Source organism: Microbispora rosea, assembly GCF_900156315.1.
Taxonomy (GTDB): domain Bacteria; phylum Actinomycetota; class Actinomycetes; order Streptosporangiales; family Streptosporangiaceae; genus Microbispora; species Microbispora rosea.
The window spans coordinates 1-20441 of sequence record NZ_FTNI01000030.1 but is presented as its reverse complement, the minus strand read 5'-3'; the positions used below and the strand labels follow the sequence as shown (position 1 = coordinate 20441).

The 20441-nt window shown below is 69.9% G+C and carries 15 protein-coding genes; 4 read left to right on the top strand and 11 right to left on the bottom strand.

What is annotated here, in order from left to right:
• The first annotated feature begins 29 nt into the window (after positions 1 to 29).
• On the top strand, positions 30 to 1025 hold the full coding sequence (locus tag BXA11_RS32580) for a PDR/VanB family oxidoreductase (protein ID WP_076440748.1): 996 nt from the start codon (positions 30 to 32) through the stop codon (positions 1023 to 1025).
• Positions 1026 to 1111: 86 nt separating this feature from the next.
• Here the strand turns inward: BXA11_RS32580 and BXA11_RS32575 are convergent, their stop codons facing one another.
• Both BXA11_RS32575 and BXA11_RS32570 read right to left on the bottom strand, forming a co-directional pair.
• Positions 1112 to 1633 (bottom strand): YbhB/YbcL family Raf kinase inhibitor-like protein, encoded by a 522-nt coding sequence (locus BXA11_RS32575; RefSeq protein ID WP_204053803.1) that lies wholly within the window; start codon positions 1631 to 1633, stop codon positions 1112 to 1114.
• 38 nt (positions 1634 to 1671) lie between these two features.
• Entirely contained in the window at positions 1672 to 3012 is a 1341-nt protein-coding gene (locus BXA11_RS32570; RefSeq protein ID WP_083744748.1) for a M1 family metallopeptidase, read from the bottom strand.
• A gap of 191 nt (positions 3013 to 3203) precedes the next feature.
• On the opposite strand from BXA11_RS32570, the gene BXA11_RS32565 reads away from it, so the two are divergent.
• Positions 3204 to 3692: a hypothetical protein gene (locus tag BXA11_RS32565; protein ID WP_143734659.1), complete on the top strand. Its 489-nt coding sequence runs from the start codon at positions 3204 to 3206 to the stop codon at positions 3690 to 3692.
• Positions 3693 to 3737: 45 nt separating this feature from the next.
• Here the strand turns inward: BXA11_RS32565 and BXA11_RS32560 are convergent, their stop codons facing one another.
• The 3 genes from BXA11_RS32560 to BXA11_RS32550 all read right to left on the bottom strand — a co-directional run bounded on the left by BXA11_RS32560 (position 3738) and on the right by BXA11_RS32550 (position 8559).
• Complete coding sequence (locus tag BXA11_RS32560) at positions 3738 to 5879, bottom strand: glycoside hydrolase family 44 protein (RefSeq protein WP_204053802.1); 2142 nt, start codon at positions 5877 to 5879, stop codon at positions 3738 to 3740.
• Between the two features lie 283 nt (positions 5880 to 6162).
• Entirely contained in the window at positions 6163 to 6834 is a 672-nt protein-coding gene (locus BXA11_RS32555; RefSeq protein ID WP_030510179.1) for a FadR/GntR family transcriptional regulator, read from the bottom strand.
• A 126-nt stretch (positions 6835 to 6960) separates the two neighbouring features.
• Positions 6961 to 8559 carry a lectin gene (locus BXA11_RS32550; protein WP_076440744.1) on the bottom strand — a complete coding sequence of 533 codons (1599 nt, stop codon included), beginning with the start codon at positions 8557 to 8559 and terminating at the stop codon, positions 6961 to 6963.
• A gap of 569 nt (positions 8560 to 9128) precedes the next feature.
• Between BXA11_RS32550 and BXA11_RS32545 the strand changes: the two genes are divergently transcribed.
• On the top strand, positions 9129 to 11462 hold the full coding sequence (locus tag BXA11_RS32545) for a beta-L-arabinofuranosidase domain-containing protein (RefSeq protein WP_076440743.1): 2334 nt from the start codon (positions 9129 to 9131) through the stop codon (positions 11460 to 11462).
• Positions 11463 to 11511: 49 nt separating this feature from the next.
• On the opposite strand, the gene BXA11_RS32540 is transcribed toward BXA11_RS32545, so the two are convergent.
• The 4 genes from BXA11_RS32540 to BXA11_RS44970 all read right to left on the bottom strand — a co-directional run bounded on the left by BXA11_RS32540 (position 11512) and on the right by BXA11_RS44970 (position 15886).
• Positions 11512 to 12012 (bottom strand): GNAT family N-acetyltransferase, encoded by a 501-nt coding sequence (locus BXA11_RS32540; RefSeq protein ID WP_083744747.1) that lies wholly within the window; start codon positions 12010 to 12012, stop codon positions 11512 to 11514.
• Positions 12009 to 12587 carry a riboflavin biosynthesis intermediates N-glycosidase gene (locus BXA11_RS32535; RefSeq protein ID WP_030512579.1) on the bottom strand — a complete coding sequence of 193 codons (579 nt, stop codon included), beginning with the start codon at positions 12585 to 12587 and terminating at the stop codon, positions 12009 to 12011. Before BXA11_RS32535 ends, BXA11_RS32540 begins: the two co-directional genes overlap by 4 nt.
• A gap of 151 nt (positions 12588 to 12738) precedes the next feature.
• Positions 12739 to 14202, bottom strand: coding sequence for an arabinofuranosidase catalytic domain-containing protein (locus BXA11_RS44975; protein WP_076440739.1), 1464 nt, complete (start codon positions 14200 to 14202; stop codon positions 12739 to 12741).
• A 55-nt stretch (positions 14203 to 14257) separates the two neighbouring features.
• A complete protein-coding gene (locus tag BXA11_RS44970; protein ID WP_083744746.1) occupies positions 14258 to 15886 on the bottom strand; it encodes a cellulose binding domain-containing protein in 1629 nt (542 codons plus the stop codon).
• An 812-nt stretch (positions 15887 to 16698) separates the two neighbouring features.
• Here BXA11_RS44970 and BXA11_RS32520 point away from each other — a divergent pair.
• Positions 16699 to 18153 (top strand): arabinofuranosidase catalytic domain-containing protein, encoded by a 1455-nt coding sequence (locus tag BXA11_RS32520; protein WP_076440737.1) that lies wholly within the window; start codon positions 16699 to 16701, stop codon positions 18151 to 18153.
• Positions 18154 to 18276: 123 nt separating this feature from the next.
• On the opposite strand, the gene BXA11_RS32515 is transcribed toward BXA11_RS32520, so the two are convergent.
• Together BXA11_RS32515 and BXA11_RS32510 are read right to left on the bottom strand one after the other, a co-directional pair.
• Positions 18277 to 19947 (bottom strand): immunoglobulin-like domain-containing protein, encoded by a 1671-nt coding sequence (locus tag BXA11_RS32515; RefSeq protein WP_143734658.1) that lies wholly within the window; start codon positions 19945 to 19947, stop codon positions 18277 to 18279.
• A 133-nt stretch (positions 19948 to 20080) separates the two neighbouring features.
• A partial coding sequence (locus BXA11_RS32510; RefSeq protein WP_425293414.1) for a hypothetical protein occupies positions 20081 to 20441 on the bottom strand: 361 nt, incomplete at its 5' end.

Below are 20441 nucleotides of genomic sequence, written 5' to 3'. Positions count from 1 at the left end.
CATCCTCCAGAAAGGAAGCCCCGGCGACCATGCCCGTCACGGAACCGGAGCTCGACGTGAAGGTGGTGGGCAAGGCGCCCGTCGCCGAGGGCGTCGTCCTCCTGAGCCTCGCCCGTCCCGACGGCGGCCCGCTGCCCGCCTGGACGCCGGGCGCCCACCTCGATCTGCTGCTCGGCCCGGGACTGGTCAGGCAGTATTCGCTGTGCGGCGACCCCGGCGACTCCTCGGTCTTCCAGGTGGCGGTGCTCCGGGAGCCCGGCGGGCGGGGCGGCTCCGCGTACGTGCACGACCGGCTCGCGGAGGGCGACACGATCGGGGTGCGCGGTCCCCGCAACCGCTTCGGCCTCGGCGAGTCATCCCGCTACCTGTTCGTCGCCGGCGGCATCGGCATCACCCCGATCCTGCCCATGGTCGAGGAGGCGGCGCGGCGCGGGTGCGACTGGCGGCTGGTGTACGGCGGGCGCACCCGCGCCTCGATGGCGTTCGCCGACCGGCTCGCCCGGGACCATCCGGGCCGGGTGGAGCTGTGCCCGCAGGACGAGACGGGCCTGCTCGACCTCGACGCGCTGCTCGGCGATCCGCGTACGGACACCCTCGTCTACTGCTGCGGACCCGAGCCGCTGCTGGCGGCGGCGCAGGAACGGTGCGCCTCCTGGCCCAAGGGAGCGCTGCGGGTCGAACGCTTCGTGCCCACGGCCAGGAACGGCGCGGGTGCGGCGGAGGGCGCGGAAGAGGGCGCCACGGCGGGCACGGTGGAGCGCGCCTTCGAGGTGGAGCTGGCCCTGACCGGTACGACGCTGACCGTGCCGGAGGGCCGCTCGATCCTGGAGGTGGTCGAGGAGGCGGGGGTCGCGGTGCTGTCGTCCTGCCGCGAGGGCACCTGCGGCACCTGTGAGACGGCGGTGCTCTCCGGCGTTCCCGACCACCGCGACGACCTGCTCACCGAGGAGGAGCGCGAGGCGGGGGACGTCATGTTCATCTGCGTGTCGCGGGCCCGCTCCGCCCGCCTCGTCCTCGAACTCTGACCCGCTCCGAAGCCGTCGTCGTTCCCTGCCGTCGTTCCCTGCCGTCGTTCCTTGCCGTCGTTCCGGGAGGCGGCAAGGAGCGACGGTCAGCTGCTCCAGGTGCCGACGGTCTCGCCCGAGCCGATCGCGGCCTTCTTGATCTGCTGGTGGACCGCTGCCGCGTCTCCGCTCGGCGTGATCGGGCCGCGCAGCGCGTACACGACGAAGTGATAGTGATGCATCCCGCTCGGCGGGCAGGGCCCGGCATAGGCGGCGATGCCGTCGCTGCCCGGCAGGACCCTCCCCGGGGCGCGGCCCTCGGGCACGCCCGTCTCGGTGACGGGGATGCCGGTCACGATCCAGTGGACGTACGTCCCGCCGGGCGCGTCCGGGTCGTCCACCACGATCGCCAGCTCGCGAGCGGACTCGGGAACGCCGCTCCAGGCCAGCGGGGGCGTGACGTCCTCGCCTCCCTGCCGGGCGCACGCGTATTTCGCGGGGATCGCGGCGCCGTCGGTGAAGGCCGGGCTGCTCACCTTCAGCGCGCCCGCGGACGGGGTGCTCCCGGCCGAGCACCCCGCGAGGACGACCGCCATGAGGACTCCGCCGGACAGCTCGCCGATCTTCATGCGCTCAGGATAGGCGGCCGGAGCGGACCCCGGTGGGGTCAGCCGTCGATGCGGTGCGTGGTCCAGAAGGACGACAGGTCGACGGTGGTGGCCGCCTGCGCCGCGGCCTTGAAGTCCGCGGTGGTCGAGACCCCGTACCAGTGGGCGGCGGCGTAGTTCTGCAGCAGGTTCTGCATCGCCGTCGTGCCGATCGTGCGCCGCAGGTCGTGCAGCGCGCACTTGCCGTAGGTGTAGACGACGGTGCCGTACCGGCTCGAATGGGCGTCCCAGTAGGCCATCGAGTTGCTGATCTTCTCGGCGGACGACTGCCAGGAGACCCTGTTCCAGCAGTTGGCGCCCGAGACGCCGTTGTAGAGGTCGGTGGCGTAGTCGGTGAACGCCTCGTCCAGCCACGGGCTGGTGTACTCGTCGTCGCCGACGATTCCGTACCACCACTGGTGGGCCAGTTCGTGGGCGAGCGCGGTGGAGCTGACCACGTCGAGCACGAAGCCCGGATACTCCATGCCGCCGAACCAGAAGTTGTTGTCCAGCACCACGTCCGCCTCGCCGTACGGGTAGGCGCCGAACCGTCCCGCATGGGCGACGAGCGCGTTCTTCGCGGTGGTCATCATCGAGCTCGCGCTGCCGGAGCTGATCGAGCTCACCCGGTAGACGTTGACGACGACGCCCGTCGTGGTGGTGCTCGTGGTCTTCACGAACGGCCCGGCCGCCCAGGCGAACTCGCGGACGTTCTTCGCGGTCGCCTTGGTGATCGTGCGGCCGGACGTTCCCGGCGTGTCGGCGGAGGTGCCGGTCGCCGGCACCAGCAGCGACGACGGGTGGTCGAGCGTCACCGAATAGTCGCTGGTGAGCGCGTAGAAGGACTCGCCGTTGTTGCTGTAAGGATCGAGGTGCCAGCCGCTCGCGTCGCGGACCGCCAGGACCGGCAGCGCGTTGCCGATGAAGTTGTAGGAGCCGTCGCGCCCGAAGCGGTCGGCGCCGCTGGGCACGACGATGCCGAGGTCGAACCCGATCGAGGCGCTCTGGTTCTGGGCGAGCGGGGCGGGCAGCGTGATCTTCATCGCGGTGCAGGAGACCGACAGCGGGGACGGCGTGCCCCCGGTCACGTTGGTGACGGTGATCGGTGTGGACGGGCATGCCCCGTGGTAGTTGTCCCACAGGCGGAGGTAGACCTCCGGCAGGGGGTCCGCCGACGGGTTGGCGAAGGTGACACTCTCATGCCCCGTCCACGTGCTGCCCGAGGCGTTGCTCGTCAGGGTGACGGTGTAGGAGGGCGATCCGGGCGTCCTGGTCCCGTCCGCCGCGTGAGCGGCCGGTGGAACGCCCCAGACGAGGACGAGCACGGCCGTCGCCGCGGTGATCAGGAATCGTCGCACCATGAGGAGGGTCTCCTTTCGAGTGCCCGGCCCCCGATCTGCCGACGTAATGTAACTTTTTGTCAAATGGCGGTCAATGATTGCTTTTTGGCCGTTATAGCGGCTGTGGCGACAAGAATTCGCCCGGCTGCCGCGCGTGAAGCCGATAACGGTGTGTGATTGTGCCGTCGCGCACCGTCGTCGATACTCGTCCGGTGATTCGAAGCAGGCGTGGCAGGAGCACCACGGCGATCGTCGCCGCGACCGTGCTCCTGGCCTTTCCTTCGTCGTCCGGTGCGGTTCCCGCCGGTCCCGCGGGCGATCGGCCGATCGACTGCCGTGACTGGCCGCGGCCGGACCCCTTGACGGTGCGCAACGTCAAGCCCGTGTACTCGACGGCGAGCGGGAAATGGGCGGGGGAGGCGAACGTCACGCTCTGGCGCGGGGACGCCGGCCCGCGCGGGGAGTGGCACTACTGGGCCACCCTCACCGGCCGCACGCGACCGGGTGACGCGGTCTGGCTCGACGTCTGGCCGCCGGGTGGCGGGCCGTGGCATCGGTGCGGGCCCTTCCCGGTGGCCCGTGACGGCCAGAAGGTCGCCTCTCCGATGGCCGTCTGGCGTGATTTCACCCTCGTCAAGGCCTGCGCCCGGCACAACGACTCCAGCGCGTGCGGACGGGACAAGGGCGCGATGGTGGACTGACTCCGGCGGTGCCGGCCGGGGAAGGCCGGCACCGGGGTCATCGGGTCAGCTCGTCGCGCAGGGCGAGCCGTTGAGCGTGAACTGCTTGGGCGCGGGGTTGGCGCCGTTGTAGCCGCCGAGGAAACCGAAGGTCACGCTGCCGCCGTTCGCCGCGATCGTGGCGTTGTAGGCGGCGTTGGTCACCGTCACCTTCGACCCGCTCTGGGTGTAGGAGCCGTCCCACAGCTGGGTCACGGTCTGCCCGTTGCCGTACGTCCAGCCGAGCTTCCAGCCCTTCACGGCCGCGGCTCCCCGGTTGACGATCCGTACCCCGGCCTGGAAGCCGCCGGGCCACTGGTTGGTGACCGTGTACGTCACCGTGCAGGCGGCGGGCGGCGTCGGCGAGGAACTGGGAGAGGGGCTGGGCGACGGGGACGGACTGTGGCTCGGAGAGGGCGACGGGCTGGGGGACGGACTCGGCGACGCGCTCGGAGACGGGCTGGGGGACGGACTCGGAGACGCGCTCGGAGAGGGAGAGGGCGACGGCCCTGCGCCGGCGGGGACCACGATGGTGCTGATCGAGTTGGCCGGGAACGTGCCGGTGAAGCCGCCGGCCCCGACCTGCACGTCGGCGTCGCGCCTGATGGCCGACGTGTCGGCCGCCCCATAGCGGTAGACCTGCGCGGTCGCGCCGCCGTCGCGTCCCTTGACGGCGACCTGGCTTGTCAGGTCGTCGCCGGTCTTGTTCACCACCACGAGCGTGAGCGCCTTGTCGGAGGCCCGCTCGGCGGCGTACACCGCCAGCTTGCCCTGGTCGGCGCTGGTCGCGCCGACGGCCGTCTCGCCGAACCGGCCGCCCTTGCCGTCGTAGTTCAGATACATCCGGAAGGCGTACGCGCCGGGCTGGGAGGCCGTGGGCGGGCTCCACAGGGTGGCGAGGTCGAGGCCCTCGCGGCCGAAGATGCCGAGGATGTCGGCCTGCGTCAGAGCGCCGTTGATGTGGTCGAGGGCGCCCCAGTTGTACTCGGTGATCGCGGTCTTGGTGCCGGGATACTCGGCGGCCACCAGTTCCTTCATCCGGGGGATGAGCCGGATCTGCGTGTTGATCCAGCTCTCGTCCGTGTAGGACGGGTCCCACAACGCGCGGGTGGAGCGCAGCCGCAGGGCGTCGGTCGTCGGGTCGCCGCCGGAGCCGAAGGCGATGCCGGACGCCTGGGGGTAGAAGTGCTCGTCGAAGTAGTCGAGGACGCGCAGGCCGTGCTCGTCCTCGTAGTTCTTCATCTGCCGGAGATACCACGTGGTGAACGGGAGGCCGCCGCGAACCTCCTTGTCCGGGGGGTTCGACCAGCAGTTGGTCCGGCCGCAGGTCTCCTGGTCGAGGCCGGAGTAGTCCCAGGAGGACCAGCCCCAGCCGACCGGGCCGAGTGTCTTCGCGCCGGGGTCGGCAGCCTTCACGGCGGCGCCGATGAGGTAGGCCTTGTCGCGCAGCTCGACCGAGCTCGCGCCCTCGGGGTGGACGTCCCGGTGGGTGCTGTGCCAGATGTCGGGCTCGTTGTCGAGGTTGTAGAACTTCACGCCGCCGCCCGCGGCCGTGCCGTACCTGCCGGTGAGGTGGCCGATCCAGTCCTTCACGTACGCCGCGCCGGCCTCGACGCTCGTGTCATGGGGGTCGTTGCCGGTGATCTTCGTGCCGTCGGGCTTCACGCCGTTGCCGCAGTCGGGACGCCACTGGTCGGTCTGCTGCTGCGCGCCGTATTTGGTGACGGAGAAGCCACAGGAGGCGTCGCGGCCCTTGGGGACCCAGCCGATCAGCGGGACCGTGAGGATGGTGTCGGTGCCGGTGCGCCGGTCCTGCTCGACGAACCGGTCGGCGGAGGAGCCGTCCGGCAGCTCCGACGGGTCCTCGTTGTCCTCCGCGATGTTCTCGAAGAACCAGTCGGAGGCGCGGTTGCTGGTGTCGTACAGGTAGTTGTAGCGGGTCGTCGCGTTGCCGCCCCACCTGCGCACCGGGAGGCGCAGTTCCTTGGCCAGCGCCTCGTCGGCGAAGTTCATGCCGTAGATGTACGGGCTGATGGGGTGCCGCCCGGTGGTGGTGTCCACCGTCAGCGCCGGGCCGTCGGCCGCCGCGAGGGCGGGCAGCTGCCCGGCCGCGCCGATCGACAGGGCGAGTGTCGCGGTGAGGACGATCGGGAGCGTTCGCGTTCGCACTGGTCTCCTCTCGGGTCCCTGGGGGTCGTGGAAGTCCTGAGGCCGCCGGATGCGAGGGGAGCACCCGTCAGGCGGCCAGGGCAACGCTTGCCAAGACGCGGGCGGGGAACAAGAACGCGGTTCGCCGGAGCACCGCGGGCACGCGCTGAGCAGCCACACCCCCTCGGCCGCGGATGGAAGTTTCACGAGGACCCGCGTTTCACGCGCCGGGAGCGGGCGGTGCTGCGGCCGTACGCGCGGTTTCCGGGGGCGGCGATCGGATGAAGCCGGGACCGGGGCGGCTTCAGAGCGTGCGGCGGAGCCACTCCTCGACGCCCGCCACGTGGACCGTGGCCCAGGCTCTGGCCACTTCCGGCCTGCGGGCCGCGATGGCGTCGCAGATCATCACGTGCTGCTCCCGGGTGTCGTCGAGCGCTCCCTCCTGGGTGAGGCCGCGCCACACCCGGGCCCGGGTCGTCGGCCCGGAGAGGCTGTCGATCAGCGAGCACAGCACCGGGTTGCCCGATCCCGCCGCGATGTGCTGGTGGAACCGCAGGTCGTTGGCGACCAGTTCCTCGACGCTGGGCTCGCCGGGCAGCGCGTCGAGGATGGCGCGCAGCTCCTTGACGTCCTCGTCGGACATGTTCATCGCGGCCATCGCGGTGGCGGCGGGCTCCAGAACCCGCCGCACCTCCAGGAACTGCAGCACGGTGTCGTCGCGGTGGAAGTCCACCACGAACGACATCGCCTCCAGGAGCAGGTGGGGCTGCAGGCTGGTGACATAGGTTCCGTCGCCCTGCCGCACGTCGAGCACGTTGATCAGTGCGAGGGCGCGGACGGCCTCCCGCAGCGAGTTGCGGGACAGACCGAGCCGTTCGGCCAGGTCGGCCTCCTTCGGCAGCCGATCGCCAGGAGCGAGCTCGCCCGACGTGATCATCTGCTTGATTCTGTCGATCGCCGCGTCCGTGACCGCCACGGAGACTCCTCCACTGTTTCCTCGCGAACGAGGCCGCATACATCGGATGTCTAGCAGTGTAAAGGAGGAGGACGCCCCGATGGGGCGCCCTCGCGGCGAGGGCGCCCCCGGCGACGGTACGTCCGGTCAGACGCGGGTCCAGCGCTGGTTGGACTGGCCGTTGCAGGACCAGATGATGATCTTTGTGCCGTTGGCGGTGCCGGCGTTGTAGGCGTCCAGGCACTTGTTCGCGCCGACGGCGGTGATGCTGCCGTCGGAGTTGAGCCGCCACTTCTGGTTGTTCTGCCCGTTGCAGTCCCAGATGATCACGTTGGTGCCGTCGGCGGTGCCGGCGTTGTTCACGTCCAGGCACTTGTTGCCGTAGACCCGCAGCTCACCCGAGGCGCTCGGCGTCCACTGCTGGTTGGGCTGGCCGTTGCAGTCCCACAGCTGCACCTGGGCGCCGTTGGCCTGCGAAACGCCGCTGACGTCCAGGCACCGGCCCGACCCCACGCCCTTGATCGCGCCTCCGCCGGTGGGAGTGGGCGTGGGAGACGGCGTGACCAGACCTCCTCCGCTCACGATGTACATGGCGGCCCCGTGCGCGGGCACCGACGCGCTGATCGTCCCCGAGGAGGAGCCGGTCGTGTGCGCCCACAGGTCGCGTACGGAGTAGGAGGCGGCGGCGCCGAGGCCGAGAGCGGAGGCACTGGTGGACACCGTCGCCGTGCCGCTGCCGCGGTTGAGCAGCACGACGGCGACCGAGCCGTTCGCCATCGGCTTGCGCCACACCTCGAGGTTGCCGTTGTCGCTGATCTTGTGGCCCTGCCGGCCGCCCCAGTCCTGGTTGACGGCGATGACCTCGGTGTTGGTGAGGATCGAGCGGGTCTCGGCGCTCATCGAGCGGATGTCGTTGCCAGCGATGAGCGGCGCGTTCAGCAGCGACCAGAGGCTGAAGTGCGCCCGGGCCTCGGTCGCCGTCAGCGAGCCGTTGCCGACCTCCAGCATGTCGGGGTCGTTCCAGCCGCCCGGCCCCGAGTACGACTCCAGCCCGACCTGCTGGTCGAGGATGCCCATGACCGAGTTCCAGTTCGCCTGGATGTCGCCCGTGTTGCGCCAGGAGTTGCCGGTCTGCATGCCCCAGGTCCAGACGCTCTCCTGGCCCCAGTTGCACAGGCTGAACAGGATCGGACGCCCGGTGGCGGCGAGCGCGTCACGCATCGCCGTGTATCGCTGCTGCCCGTTCTTGCCCTGGTGGTCGCCGCAGTTGTCGTACTTCAGGTAGTCGATGCCCCAGGAGGCCCACAGGGCGGCGTCCCGCCGCTCGTAGCCCAGGCTGGCCGGATAGCCCGCGCAGGTCGTGGTGCCCGCGGACGAGTAGATGCCGAGCTTCAGTCCCTTCGAGTGGACGTAGTCGGCCAGGGCCTTCATCCCGTTGGGGAACTTCTGCGGGTCGGGCACCAGGTCGCCGTTGGCGTTGCGGCTCTTGGTCGACCAGCAGTCGTCGATGTTGACGTACGTGTAGCCCGCCGCCGCCATGCCGCTGGAAACCATGATGTCCGCGGTCTGCCGCACGAGGTTCTCGTTGACGTTGCAGCCGAAACTGTTCCAGTCGTTCCACCCCATCTGGGGCGTACGGGCGAGCCCGTTGTCCAACGCGGCGGCCGGCGACGTCATGCCGCCTGTCGCGACCAGGGACCCGGCGGCCAGCACCGCCGCCAGCGTCCATCCAACGATCCTGCGCATCTGACTCCTTGTCCGTGGCCGACCCGTCGCCCTCGGCGTGAGCCGATTGCTGTTATCGATAACATCGCTCGCCGAGTCGGTCCTTCTGCCGGCTGTCGGGGGGTGTGCGGCGGAGCAAATACGACCTCGCCGATTCCGTCAAGAGCGCTCCGGCGCGGGAATCGGGCGGATGCCGCGCCGCCTGCCCTTACCGGGCGCGGTCATCCGCACATGACGCGTGCTTCGTTGAAAGTTTCAGCCGAGGCCACCACAACTGGGGCATTCTCCGAAACGTTGCTAAGAGAGCGTCGCTATCGCCGCAGGCAGGAGAGTTTCCGTCCACAAGGATCATGCGAAATTTTCCGGCCCGGTCTTGACAGTTTTCGTGACGGTTTCCCACACTGAGCCCGGGTGGTCTCCTGTCGGAGCGGTGGTGGGCGGCGGTTTCGTCGCCCACCGCACGCTCCCATGACCGGGGGCGCGCCGGTGGTTCCGCGGGTGTCCCGCGCCTCGTTCGACGTCATCCGACGCCGGATGGCGAACGCGTGCTTTTGTTAACGCTAACAGTGCGAAGACGTTCAGGAGGACAGGTGTCGCCCTCATCCTTCAGCCGGCGCAGGCTGTTCCAGGCCGCCGGTGTCGCCGTCGTGGCCTCCGCCGTCGGAGAGGTCGCCAGCGCCTCCGCGGCCGGAGCGGCGGTCGCGCCGGCCCGGCCCGACATCGGCGTCTCGGCGTACCCGTTCGAGCTGGGCCAGGTGCGGCTGACGACGAGCCGATGGCTGGACAACCAGAACCGCACGCTCTCCTATCTCAAGTACGTCGACGTCAACCGGCTGCTGTACAACTTCCGGGCCAACCACCGGCTGTCCACCGGTGGCGCCGCGACGAACGGCGGGTGGGACGCCCCGAACTTCCCGTTCCGCACCCACGTCCAGGGGCACTTCCTCACCGCATGGGCGCAGGCGTGGGCCGTGCTCGGCGACACCACCTGCCGGGACAAGGCCACCGCAATGGTCGCTGAACTGGCCAAGTGCCAGGCGAACAACGGCGCAGCCGGGTTCACCACCGGATACCTGTCCGGCTTCCCCGAGTCTGACTTCACCGCCCTCGAAGCCCGCACGCTGAGCAACGGCAACGTCCCGTACTACTGCATCCACAAGACGCTGACGGGCCTGCTTGACGTGTGGCGCCTCATCGGCAGCACCCAGGCGCGCGACGTGCTGCTGGCGCTCGCCGGCTGGGTCGACGGGCGGACGAGCAGGCTGAGCAGCAGCCAGATGCAGAACATGCTGGGAACCGAATTCGGCGGCATGAACGCGGTGCTGACCGACATCTACCAGCAGACGGGCGACGCGCGCTGGCTCACCGTCGCGCAGCGGTTCGACCACGCCGCCGTGTTCAACCCCCTGGCGTCGAACCAGGACCAGCTGAACGGCCTGCACGCCAACACCCAGGTGCCTAAGTGGATCGGCGCGGCCCGCGAGTACAAGGCGACCGGCACGACCCGCTACCGCGACATCGCCACCAACGCCTGGAACATCACCGTCGGCGCGCACACCTACGCGATCGGCGGCAACAGCCAGGCCGAGCACTTCCGGGCGCCCAACGCGATCGCCGGGTATCTCACCAACGACACCTGCGAGCACTGCAACACCGTCAACATGCTCAACCTGACCCGCGAGCTGTGGACGCTCAACCCCGACCGGGTCGCGTACGTGGACTTCTATGAGCAGGCGCTGCTCAACCACGTCATCGGTGCGCAGAACCCGTCCGACGGCCACGGGCACGTCACCTACTTCACCCCGCTCAAGCCGGGCGGCCGCCGCGGCGTGGGCCCGGCGTGGGGCGGCGGCACGTGGAGCACCGACTACAACTCGTTCTGGTGCTGCCAGGGGACGGGGGTGGAGGTCAACACGAGGCTGATGGACTCCATCTACTTCTACAACGGCACCACGCTGACGGTGAACCTGTTCATGCCGTCGACGCTGAACTGGACCCAGCGCGGCATCACGGTCACCCAGACGACGTCCTATCCGGCGAGCGACACCACGACGCTGCAGGTCACCGGCAACGTGGGTGGCTCGTGGTCCATGCGCGTCCGCATCCCGTCGTGGGCCTCCGGCGCCACGATCAGCGTGAACGGCGCCCAGCAGAACGTGGCCACCACTCCCGGCACCTACGCCGTCCTCACCCGGTCGTGGACCTCCGGCGACACCGTCACCGTGCGGCTGCCCATGCGGGTGATCGTGAAGGCCGCCAACGACAACGCCAACGTCGCGGCGGTCACGTACGGGCCGGTCGTGCTGTCGGGCAACTACGGCAACACCTCGCTGTCGGCGCTGCCCTCGCTGAACACCGGGTCGATCACCCGGACCAGCACCACGGCGCTCGCCTTCACGGCGACGGCCAACGGCTCGACGGTCAACCTGGGCCCGTTCTACGACGCGCACGGCCACAACTACACCGTCTACTGGAGCACCAGCGGGCAGGGCAACGGCGGGACGGGAAGCTACCGGCTGGTCAACGCGGCCAGCGGCCTGGTCCTCGGAATCCAGAACATGTCCACCGCGGACGGCGGTCTCGCGCTGCAGTGGACCGACAACGGCACCGCCGACCACAACTGGGTGATGGTGACCGACGGCAACGCCGTGCGGTTCCGCAACGTCAACAGCGGCAAGGTGCTGGGCGTGGAGAACATGTCCACCACCGACGGTGCCCGCGTCCTGCAGTGGTCCGACAACGGCACCGCCGACCACCGGTGGACTCTGGTCGACAACGGCGACGGAACCTACAAGATCCGCAACGTGAACAGCGGCAAGCTGCTCGCCATCCAGAACAACTCCACCGCCAACGGCGCCCAGGCCGTCCAGGACTCCGACAACGGAACCGCCGACAACCGGTGGCGATTGGTGGCCAACGGCTAGAACCCGACCGGCAGGCCGCGCCCTTGATCGGGAGGTCGACGGGCAATGGTCAGGGCCGCCAGCGATAGTGGGCGTCGGGCAGGTTCTCCTCGTTGCCGCCGCCGTCGTCCTCCGCGACGAGGGTGAAGCCGTGCCGCTCGTAGAACCGCCGGGCGCCCGTGTTCTGCTGGAACACATGCAGGTCGAGTCCGCGGGGGCGCCTCTTCTTGGCGTGGTCGAGCAGCGTGCCCCCGATGCCGCCGCGCTGGGCGGCGGGCGCGAGGTAGAGGTGGTCGAGCCACTGTCCGCGCAGGGCGGCGAACCCGGCCACCCGGCCGCGCAGGTCGGCGACCCACACCTGCGACGAGGGGAGCATGACGCCGGCGATCCACGCCCGGGTCTCCTCGTCGGAGTGCAGCCGGGGCAGGTAGGTCATCGCGGCCCGGGCGGCGAGGAACACCTCGGCGACGTCGTCGGCGTCAGCGGGCCCGGCGCGGCGGATGAGCGGCACAGTGTCGTGAGCGGGCCGGCCCGCGCGACGTGGCCGGGCGGTGGAGGCGTCCGCGCTCACGCGCCGGTCTCCAGCGCGTCGCGCGCCGCCATCAGGGCGAAGCCGAGCAGGTTGAGGCCCTGCCAGGTCGAGGGGGAGGCGGCGCGTTCGTCGCCGGCGGCCAGGCCGATGCCCCAGATCCGGTCGAGTGGGCTGGCCTCCACGAGGACCCGGCGTCCGGTCGCGAGAAGGAAGCGCGACAGCTCGGGGTTCTGGCCGAACTTGGCGACGCTGCCGCGGACCACGATGTCGAACCGGTGGGTGACCCAGACCTGCTCGTCGAAGCCGCGTACAGCCCGGCCGAGCTTCTTGGCCTCGGCCGGGTGGCCGGCCGCGAGGACCTGTTCGGCGGTCCGCGCGTCGCCGAACAGCCAGGCCTTGTGCGCCATCATGTAGTGCTCGGCGGAGGCGAAGGTGTGGCCGTCCTCGGTGAAGGCGACGGGCCACCACTGTGACAGGCAGCCGGGACCGACGCCGCCGTCGCGGGCCGGCCGGTGGCCCCAGAAGTACAGGTAGCGCAGGGAACGGCCCGCCTGCTCGGCGGCGATCGCCTCTTCCACGGTGCGAGGCGGCGATATCTGCTCGGACACGCCCACACCGTCCCACAGGCGGCCTCGTTCCGGCCATCGAGTTACGGCAGGCCCCGCGCGCCCGAGGCGACGGCCTGACGCGGACGGCCCAACCGGCGGCGGGCCTCCCCCGGGGCTGTGCCCGGGGGAGGCCCGATCCCTCGTGGTCGTCGCCGGTCTACCTGTATCCGGCGGCGACGATGTTGGCCTGCACCTCGTTCTCGGTGGCCGCGGTCGGGTAGCCGGACGTCATGACGCCTTCGTAGAAGGTGCCGGCGGAGCCGTGGCTGTTGTCGCCGCCGATGCCGAGGATGATGGCGCCTTCCTTCTTCATCGGGTTGTAGCCCGAGGCGTTGGGCCGCTTGCCGTCGTAGAAGGTCGACAGACCGCCCGACTGGGCGTTGCCGGCCCGGATCGCCCAGTGGTTCGGCTCACCCTTGACGATGGCGGTCAGGTAGCGGTGGTTCACGCTCGGGTCGTTGGCGTTGTAACCGGGGTTCACCCCGGAGAACAGGCCGTTCTCCAGGTCGGCCATGACCCAGGGGCCGTTGCCCGTGCCGTAGCCCCAGACCTTGATGTTGCCGAAGTAGATGGCCTCCATCGTGCCGTTGCCGTTGTCGCGGCTGTTGGTCTCGGCGTTGCCGTAGTCGAAGCAGCAGCCGCCGTTGTAGTGGGTGCCGTCGAAGACCGCGTACATGCCCTCCGGCTGGTCGCCCCTGGCGACGCCGTTGGTGGCGTTGTTGCGGTAGCCGACGCCGGGGTCGACGTAGACGCCGTACGCCTTCTGGCCGTAGACCGTGGTCGGCGCCTTGGTGGCGGTCGCGAGGTTGTCGTAGCCGCCCGCGGCCGGGCCGGAGAACCCGCCGGGAGGCGCCTGGGTGAGGTGGTTGTTCCGGCCGGACTGGTCGTAGATCTTGGTGATGAGGCAGGTGGTGCTCGCGCAGAACGCGTCCTGCGCGGCGGCGTCGGCGGCGCTGCCCGTGCTCAGCACGCCGATGTCGCGCGTGGTGTTGTCGGAGGAGCGGCGCACCTGGTAGAGCGAGCCGTTGTAGTTCGCGTACAGGGCCCGGGTCGTGCTGTGCGCCGCCACGCACGGCGTGCCGCCCGCGGCGTAGATGTCACACGGCTGCCTGGACGACGGCGGCGAGGGAGACGCGGAGGGCGAGACGCTGGGGGAGGCGGTGGGGGAGGTGCCGGGCGACGGGGAGGTGACGCCGCCGGTGCAGGTCACACCGTTCAGGGCGAAGCTCGACGGTGCCGGGTTGGAGCCGTTGAACGCTCCGTTGAACCCGAAGCTGGTGCTGCCGCCGCTGGGGATGGCGCCGTTGTAGGAGGCGTTGGTGACCGTGACCTGGGAGCCGGACTGGGTGTAGGTGCCGTTCCACAGCTGGGTGATGGTCTGCCCGGCGGAGAACGACCAGGTCAGCTTCCAGCCGTTGACCGGGTCACCGAGGTTGTCGATGCTCACGTTCGTGCCGAAGCCGCCCGGCCACTGGTTGGTGACCGTATAGGTCACCTTGCATCCGGACGCGGCCGCCGACGCGGCGTGCGTACCGGCCACACCGACACCGGCCGTCAACAGCGCGGCGACGGCGGCGGCCGACAGCCTCAACCGCCGGTGGAAGGAGCTGACATGTCGCACAGGTGTCTCCCCAATCTGTGAGTGGCCGATTCGCGAGTCACGGCATCCCGCTCGGTCACGGGCTCGTGCAGGTCACGCCGGTGGGGGCGATCGAGCCGTCGCCCTCGGCGGTGAATCCGAACGTCGTCGACCCGTTGCCGGCGACGGTGCCGTTGTAGGGGGCGTTCCTGACGGTGATCGCGCCGCTGGTGCCGGTGTTCACGCCGTTCCACAGGCTCGTGACGGTCTGCCCGCCGGCCAGGGTCATCGTCACAGTCCAGCCGTTGAGCGCGGCCGATCCGGTGTTGCCGACGGTCACCTCGCTCTGGAAGCCGCCGCCCCAGTTGTTGACGAGCCGGTACGTCGCCGTGCACCCGCCGGGTCGCCCGCTCGGCGACGGCGTGGGGGACGGCGTGGGGGACGGCGTGGGGGACGGCGACGGTGTGAGGGACGGCGACGGCGTGGGAGTCGGTGAGGGGGTCGTGCCGCCGCTGACCCGATAGACGACGGTGCCATGCGACGGCACACTCGCCGAGATGGTGCCGGTGCTGCCGCTGACGGCGTTCGTCCACGCGTCGCGCAGGGTGAAGGAACCGCCGGACAGCCCGATCGCGGACGCGGTGGTGCTGATCGTGGTGGTGCTGCCGCCCTGGTTGAACAGGGCGACCGCGACGTCGCCGTTGGCGAGCTTCTTGGCCAGCACGCGCCGGGTCCCGTCATTGCTGATCTGGCGGGCCTGGAGACCGAGCGGGTCCTGGTTGACGGCGATGAGGTTCTGGTTCTTCAGGATCGCCGCCGTCGCCGAGTCCATGCCGCGCAGGTCGTTTCCGGCGATCAGGGGTGAGGCCATCATCGCCCAGAGGGCGAAGTGACTGCGCATCTCGGTGTCGGTCATGCCGCCCCGGCCGACCTCCATCATGTCCGGGTCGTTGAACGCTCCCGGTCTCGCGTACGACGCGAGTGGGACGGTGACGTTGACGATGTTCTGGATGCCCATCGGATAGCCGTTGGTCTGACCGGTGTCCCACTTGTTGGTGATGTCCTCGGTCGTCCGCCACATGTTGGCGACGTCGCCCCAGTCGCGCTGCGGCCCCGTCTTCGCGTGGATGCTGTTGGGGTTGATGCTGTAGACGATCGGCCGCCCGGTCGCCGCCAGCGCGTCACGCATCTTCGCGAACGTACGGACCTGGTCGTCGATGCTGCCGTTGGGCGAGCACCAGTCGTACTTCAGGTAGTCCACGCCCCAGGCGGCGAACTGCCGGGCGTCCTGGACCTCGTGTCCCTGGCTGCCGGTCGCGCCCGGGTAGCCGCCGAAGTACTGCGCGCAGGTCTTGTCCACCGGCACCTGGTAGATGCCGAACTTCAGCCCCTTGGCATGCAGGTAGTCGCCGAGCGCCTTCATCCCGCTGGGGAATCGCGAGGGATTGCCCTGGAGGTTCCCCGCGGAGTCGCGGGTGGGGTTGAACCAGCAGTCGTCGACCACGACGTACGTGTAGCCCAGGTCGCGCAGGCCGGAGCCGACGATGGTGTCGGCCATCTGCTTGATCAACGTCTCGTTGATGTTGCAGCCGAACGTGTTCCAGCTGTTCCAGCCCATGGGCGGCGTGCGGGCCACGCCGTTCTCCAGGGCGTCGGCCGGGTGCTGCAGGGCGATCGGGGCGCCTGCGAGAACGACCGCGGCGAGTAGAACTCCCAGTTTCCGCACGGATCCTCCTTTGGTGAGCTACGGACGCATGGCGAATGACGAGGATCAAGGGCTCGGGCGTGGCCGCGGGCAACGCGGTGCGATCATGCGGACGTGTTCATGCGCACTCCAGGGGGGACACGGCGACTACGCCGCGCACGGTGATGCCGGTCGCGGGGAACTGAGGCCGGGCGGCGCTCCATCGACGTTCACGAGAGCGAAAGCCGGATCTGGTGAATTCGCCGGCCCGACGCCTCCGCGGATGCGGCGCTCACGGCGCCGTAACCGGGAACCCTGCCGCGCACCACCGACCCCGGCAGGAGTCCGCTTCGGGACTCAGTGTGGAAACCTCGACGAAACCTGTCAAGGCATCGCGAAAAAGTTTCGTTGAGGCACGAGGGAGACGGTTCCCGCTGCCTGCGTTGATCGGCGATAGGAATAATGAACGTTCCGCAAGTCCGCCGTAGAACGTTCTATCGGTCTGCGACCGGGCCTCCGAAGCCGAGAACGTTATGGCGGCACGGTGGTGAAAATTTCACCACTCGAACCTGACGAGGGACCGGCCCCCGCCGTGATGGGGAGCAGGTGGGGCGGGCCGCCGGCCGTCCGAAGGCGGGCGCGGAGAAGGCGCGGCCCTTGACGAGGCTCCCTCGCGTCGTATTTGCTCCGGCGCACCACCACCACACATGCTCCGACAGAGAAGGACAGGCTCCGCCAATCGATTGTTAGCGCTAACAGCACGACCCGCCCTCTCCGCCCGCTCGCGAGAGCTCCGAGCCGCCCGTGCTGTCGCCGACCGCATTCAAGTCGTGAAACGAACCCCGGGAGTACGGATGAAGGTCCCTCGCCTGCGGCCCTGGCTTGCCATCGGGCTCGTCGCCGTGGCCGGCGCAGTCGGTGCGCTGACCTCGCCCGCCGCGCATGCGGCCACGGGCTGCCGCGTGGACTACTCGGTGACGAACCAGTGGCCGGGTGGCTTCGGCGCGAACGTGAGCATCGACAACCTCGGTGACCCGGTCGACGGCTGGAAGCTGACCTGGTCGTTCTCCGCCGGGCAGACCATCACCCAGCTGTGGAACGGCACCTACACCCAGTCCGGCTCCCAGGTCACGGTCACCAACGCCTCCTACAACGGCGCCATCCCCAGCGGCGGCAGCACCAGCTTCGGGTTCAACGGAGCGTTCAACGGCTCCAACCCGGCACCGTCGAGCTTCGCCCTGAACGGTGTGACCTGCACCGGCGGCGTCACCGGTTCGCCCAGCCCCAGCCCGTCCGCGAGTCCCTCCGCGAACGCTTCCCCGAGTCCTTCGGCCAGCCCGTCAACCACACCGGTGGCGAGCAGGCCGTGCGACATCTACGCCTCCGGGGGCACGCCGTGCGTGGCCGCACACAGCACGACGCGGGCGCTCTTCCGCTCCTACAGCGGCAACCTCTACCAGGTGCGGCGCTCGTCGGACAACGCGACCAGGAACATCGGCGTGCTGACCGCGGGCGGCATCGCCAACGCGGCGGCGCAGGACTCCTTCTGCGCCGGCACCACCTGCGTCATCACGGTCGTGTACGACCAGTCCGGGCACGGCAACGACGTCGCCTACCAGGGACCCGGCGGTGCCGGCGGCAGGGACACCCCCGCGACGGCGACATCCGAGTCGCTGACGGTCGGCGGCGGGAAGGCCTACTCGCTCTACATCAAGCCCGGCAACAGCTACTGGCGGGACGGCCACCTGACCGGCGTGCCGACCGGCAGCGCGCCCGAGGGCATGTACATGATCACCAGCGGCACCCACGTCAACAGCGGCTGCTGCTTCGACTACGGCAACAGCGAGACGACCAGGAAGGCCGACGGGGCCGGCGCGATGGACGCCATCTACTTCGGCACGAGCTGCTGGTTCGGCGGCTGCTCCGGCTCCGGCCCGTGGGTGCAGGCCGACCTCGAATATGGTCTCTACCCCGGTGGCAGCCAGTCGTGGAACCCCAACCAGAGGGCGTTCACCAGCAAGTTCGTCACCGCGATGTTGAAGAACAACGGCACGTCGCGCTTCGCCATCAAGGGCGGCAACGCGCAGTCCGGCGCGATGACCACGCTGTGGGACGGCGCGCTTCCCCGCGGCTACAGCCCGATGAGGAAGCAGGGCGCGATCATCCTGGGCAGCGGCGGCGACTGCTGTGCCACCAACACCAACCTGAGCCAGGGCACCTTCTACGAGGGAGCCATCGTCTCGGGTTACCCGTCCGATGCGACCGAGAACGCGGTCCAGGCCGACGTCACCTCCGCCGGCTACCGCTGATCCGAGAACGGGGCGGTGCTCGAGCAGTCGGCGGACCCCGGCCGGTCACGGCCGGCCGGGGTGAGCGGCCGGGGTGAGCGGCCGGTCGTGACCGGATGGCCGGTTCGAGGATGACGCGGCGGCCTAAGGCTTCGGGCCGGACGCTTCCACGACGTGGACCTGGAACGAGGCGGTCTTCCTCGTGCCTGTCACCGTGTAGGAGACCGTCACGGTTTGCGTCCCGGGGACGGCCGGGTCGTATCCGGACACGGAGTATCCGCCGTACCCCTCCGCCAGGACCTCGTCGTTCACGCCGTCGGTGTAGTCCGCCGTGACCACGAGGCCGGTCAGATCGAGGGACTGACCGACGGCGTAGACGGTTGTGGCCGGCGGCGTCCTCACCGAAACCGACGACAGGTCCGCGCCGCGCAGGGCGGCGTGCTCCGCCTGGGTCAGCGCGAAGACGTGCCCGTGGCGGATCACTCCGTCCGCGAGGGCGTAGCCCGGCGTCTCCCAGGTGACGGGCGTCCACTCGCCGGACGCGAGGTCCTTGCCCCAGTAAGGGCTGAGCTGCTCCTCCATGTAGTTCCCCGCGGGTGCGCCGGCCCACATCTGGTCCGCCCACAGGTAGTAGCCCTTCCCGCGTACGTCGCCGGGGTTCGCCTTGACGACCATCGGCGCCTCGGCGTACGTGGTGTTCATCGCGTCTCGGGTGATGCAGCCCCTGACGAGCTCCCAGTCCTCCGGCGGCGCGAGCACGGACGCCGCCCGCTCCTGGTAGATGTCCTCAGAGGCGCATCCGGCTACGTACGCGGTGACCCCGACGCCGGTGGAGACGCGGTCGGTGACGAACCGGTGGTACGACCCGTCCGCGTCGTCCCGGATGATGACGGCGTCGAGCGTCCCGTGGCCGGGCCTGCCACTCATCACCTTCGCCGGAGTGAACGTCACGAAGTCGCGCGTCGTGGCGTAGAGGGTCTGGTTCCTCGTCAGCGGATAGCGGCCGTTCGGGTCGTCGCGGTCAGACGTGTAGTACGTCCCGGGTGGATACATGGACGACGTCCAGTAGACGACGTAGGCCCCGATCGTCTCGTCCCAGATCGCCTCGGGAGCGAACGCCATCCCCGCCTCGTCCGGGGCCACCCGGACGTGCCGCTGCTCCGACCAGGTCCGCAGGTCACGCGACTCCCAGATTTCGATGCAGCGACTGGCGTCGCTCTGCGCCCAGTCCCAGCCCTTCCACCCGTACGCCGTGCCGTCGACGTTCAGATCGGTGGCGACGAGGTAGAACATGTCCCCCTCGGGCGACCGGACGATCGACGGGTCGCGCACGGCGTGCATGCCCTTGGTGGACTGGAGGACCATCTGCCCGTTGTCGACCGCCACCCACCGGGTCGGGTCGTCGCCGACGCTCGTGGCCATGTAGATCTGCTGCCCCGCGCGGCTGTTCGACCTGGCGAAGTTCACCATCCCATACCGCGAGAACGGGGCGAGCTTCACCGCGGGCCGCACCGTCAGGAGGAACGCTCGGCGCGCCTCGACGGCGTCGACGGTGACGCGCGCCGTCAGGGTCACCGTGGCCGGGCCGGCCCCGGCCGGTGGGCGCTTCACCACGCCCGCCGCGATCGCACCGTCCGCTTGGTCCGAGACGATGTCCGGGTTCGACGAGGTCCACCGCACCACCGCGTCCGGCGTCGTCGCCACGGTCGTCGGCAGGGTCACGTTCCCCCGTACGTCGTCGGCGTCGGGAATCGCGATCTGCGCCAGGGCCTGCTCCGCGCGCCCGGCCGCCGCGGCGCCCTCCACGTGTGCCACCTGAGCGTCTCCCCTCACAGGCTCACGGCCGCGAGCGCCGTCGTCGGCGCCGCGGCATGCCGTCGCCGCCGGTCTGTCGTCACCACTGCCAGTCTCCGTGGAAGATGCGCCGTCCGCCTGGGCAGGCGGATGTTCAGGTTCCGAGGGGGGTGCCGCGGCTGTTGAGGATGATCAGTTTTTCGATGCGGCGGCGGCGTCGGATGCTGGTGAGGCGGAGGGTGAGGACGGCGATGACGAGCAGGAGGAGGAGGGTGAGCTGGGGCCAGGGGATGGCCCAGACGGTGGTGTCGATGGCGACGCGTTCGGCGGTGACGCCGGGCAGGGGTTTGCCGGCGGGGGAGGGGATGGCCATGATCGTGGTGCCGATGGGTCCCAGGGGCCAGGTGCCGGTCACGCGTGCGGTGAAGGTGCGGCTGCCGCCGGGCATGATTTCGCGGGCTTTGGCTTCGGAGGTGTCGTCCCAGCCGTTTTCGCCGGCGAAGGTGGAGGTGAGG

Bases quoted from the DNA above. Each gene is read 5' to 3' on its own strand.
- BXA11_RS32580 (WP_076440748.1), top strand. From the start codon at position 30: ATGCCCGTCACGGAACCGGAGCTCGACGTGAAGGTGGTGGGCAAGGCG.
- BXA11_RS32575 (WP_204053803.1), bottom strand. From the start codon at position 1,633: ATGAAGATCGGCGAGCTGTCCGGCGGAGTCCTCATGGCGGTCGTCCTC.
- BXA11_RS32570 (WP_083744748.1), bottom strand. From the start codon at position 3,012: ATGGTGCGACGATTCCTGATCACCGCGGCGACGGCCGTGCTCGTCCTC.
- BXA11_RS32550 (WP_076440744.1), bottom strand. From the start codon at position 8,559: ATGCGCAGGATCGTTGGATGGACGCTGGCGGCGGTGCTGGCCGCCGGG.
- BXA11_RS32520 (WP_076440737.1), top strand. From the start codon at position 16,699: ATGAAGGTCCCTCGCCTGCGGCCCTGGCTTGCCATCGGGCTCGTCGCC.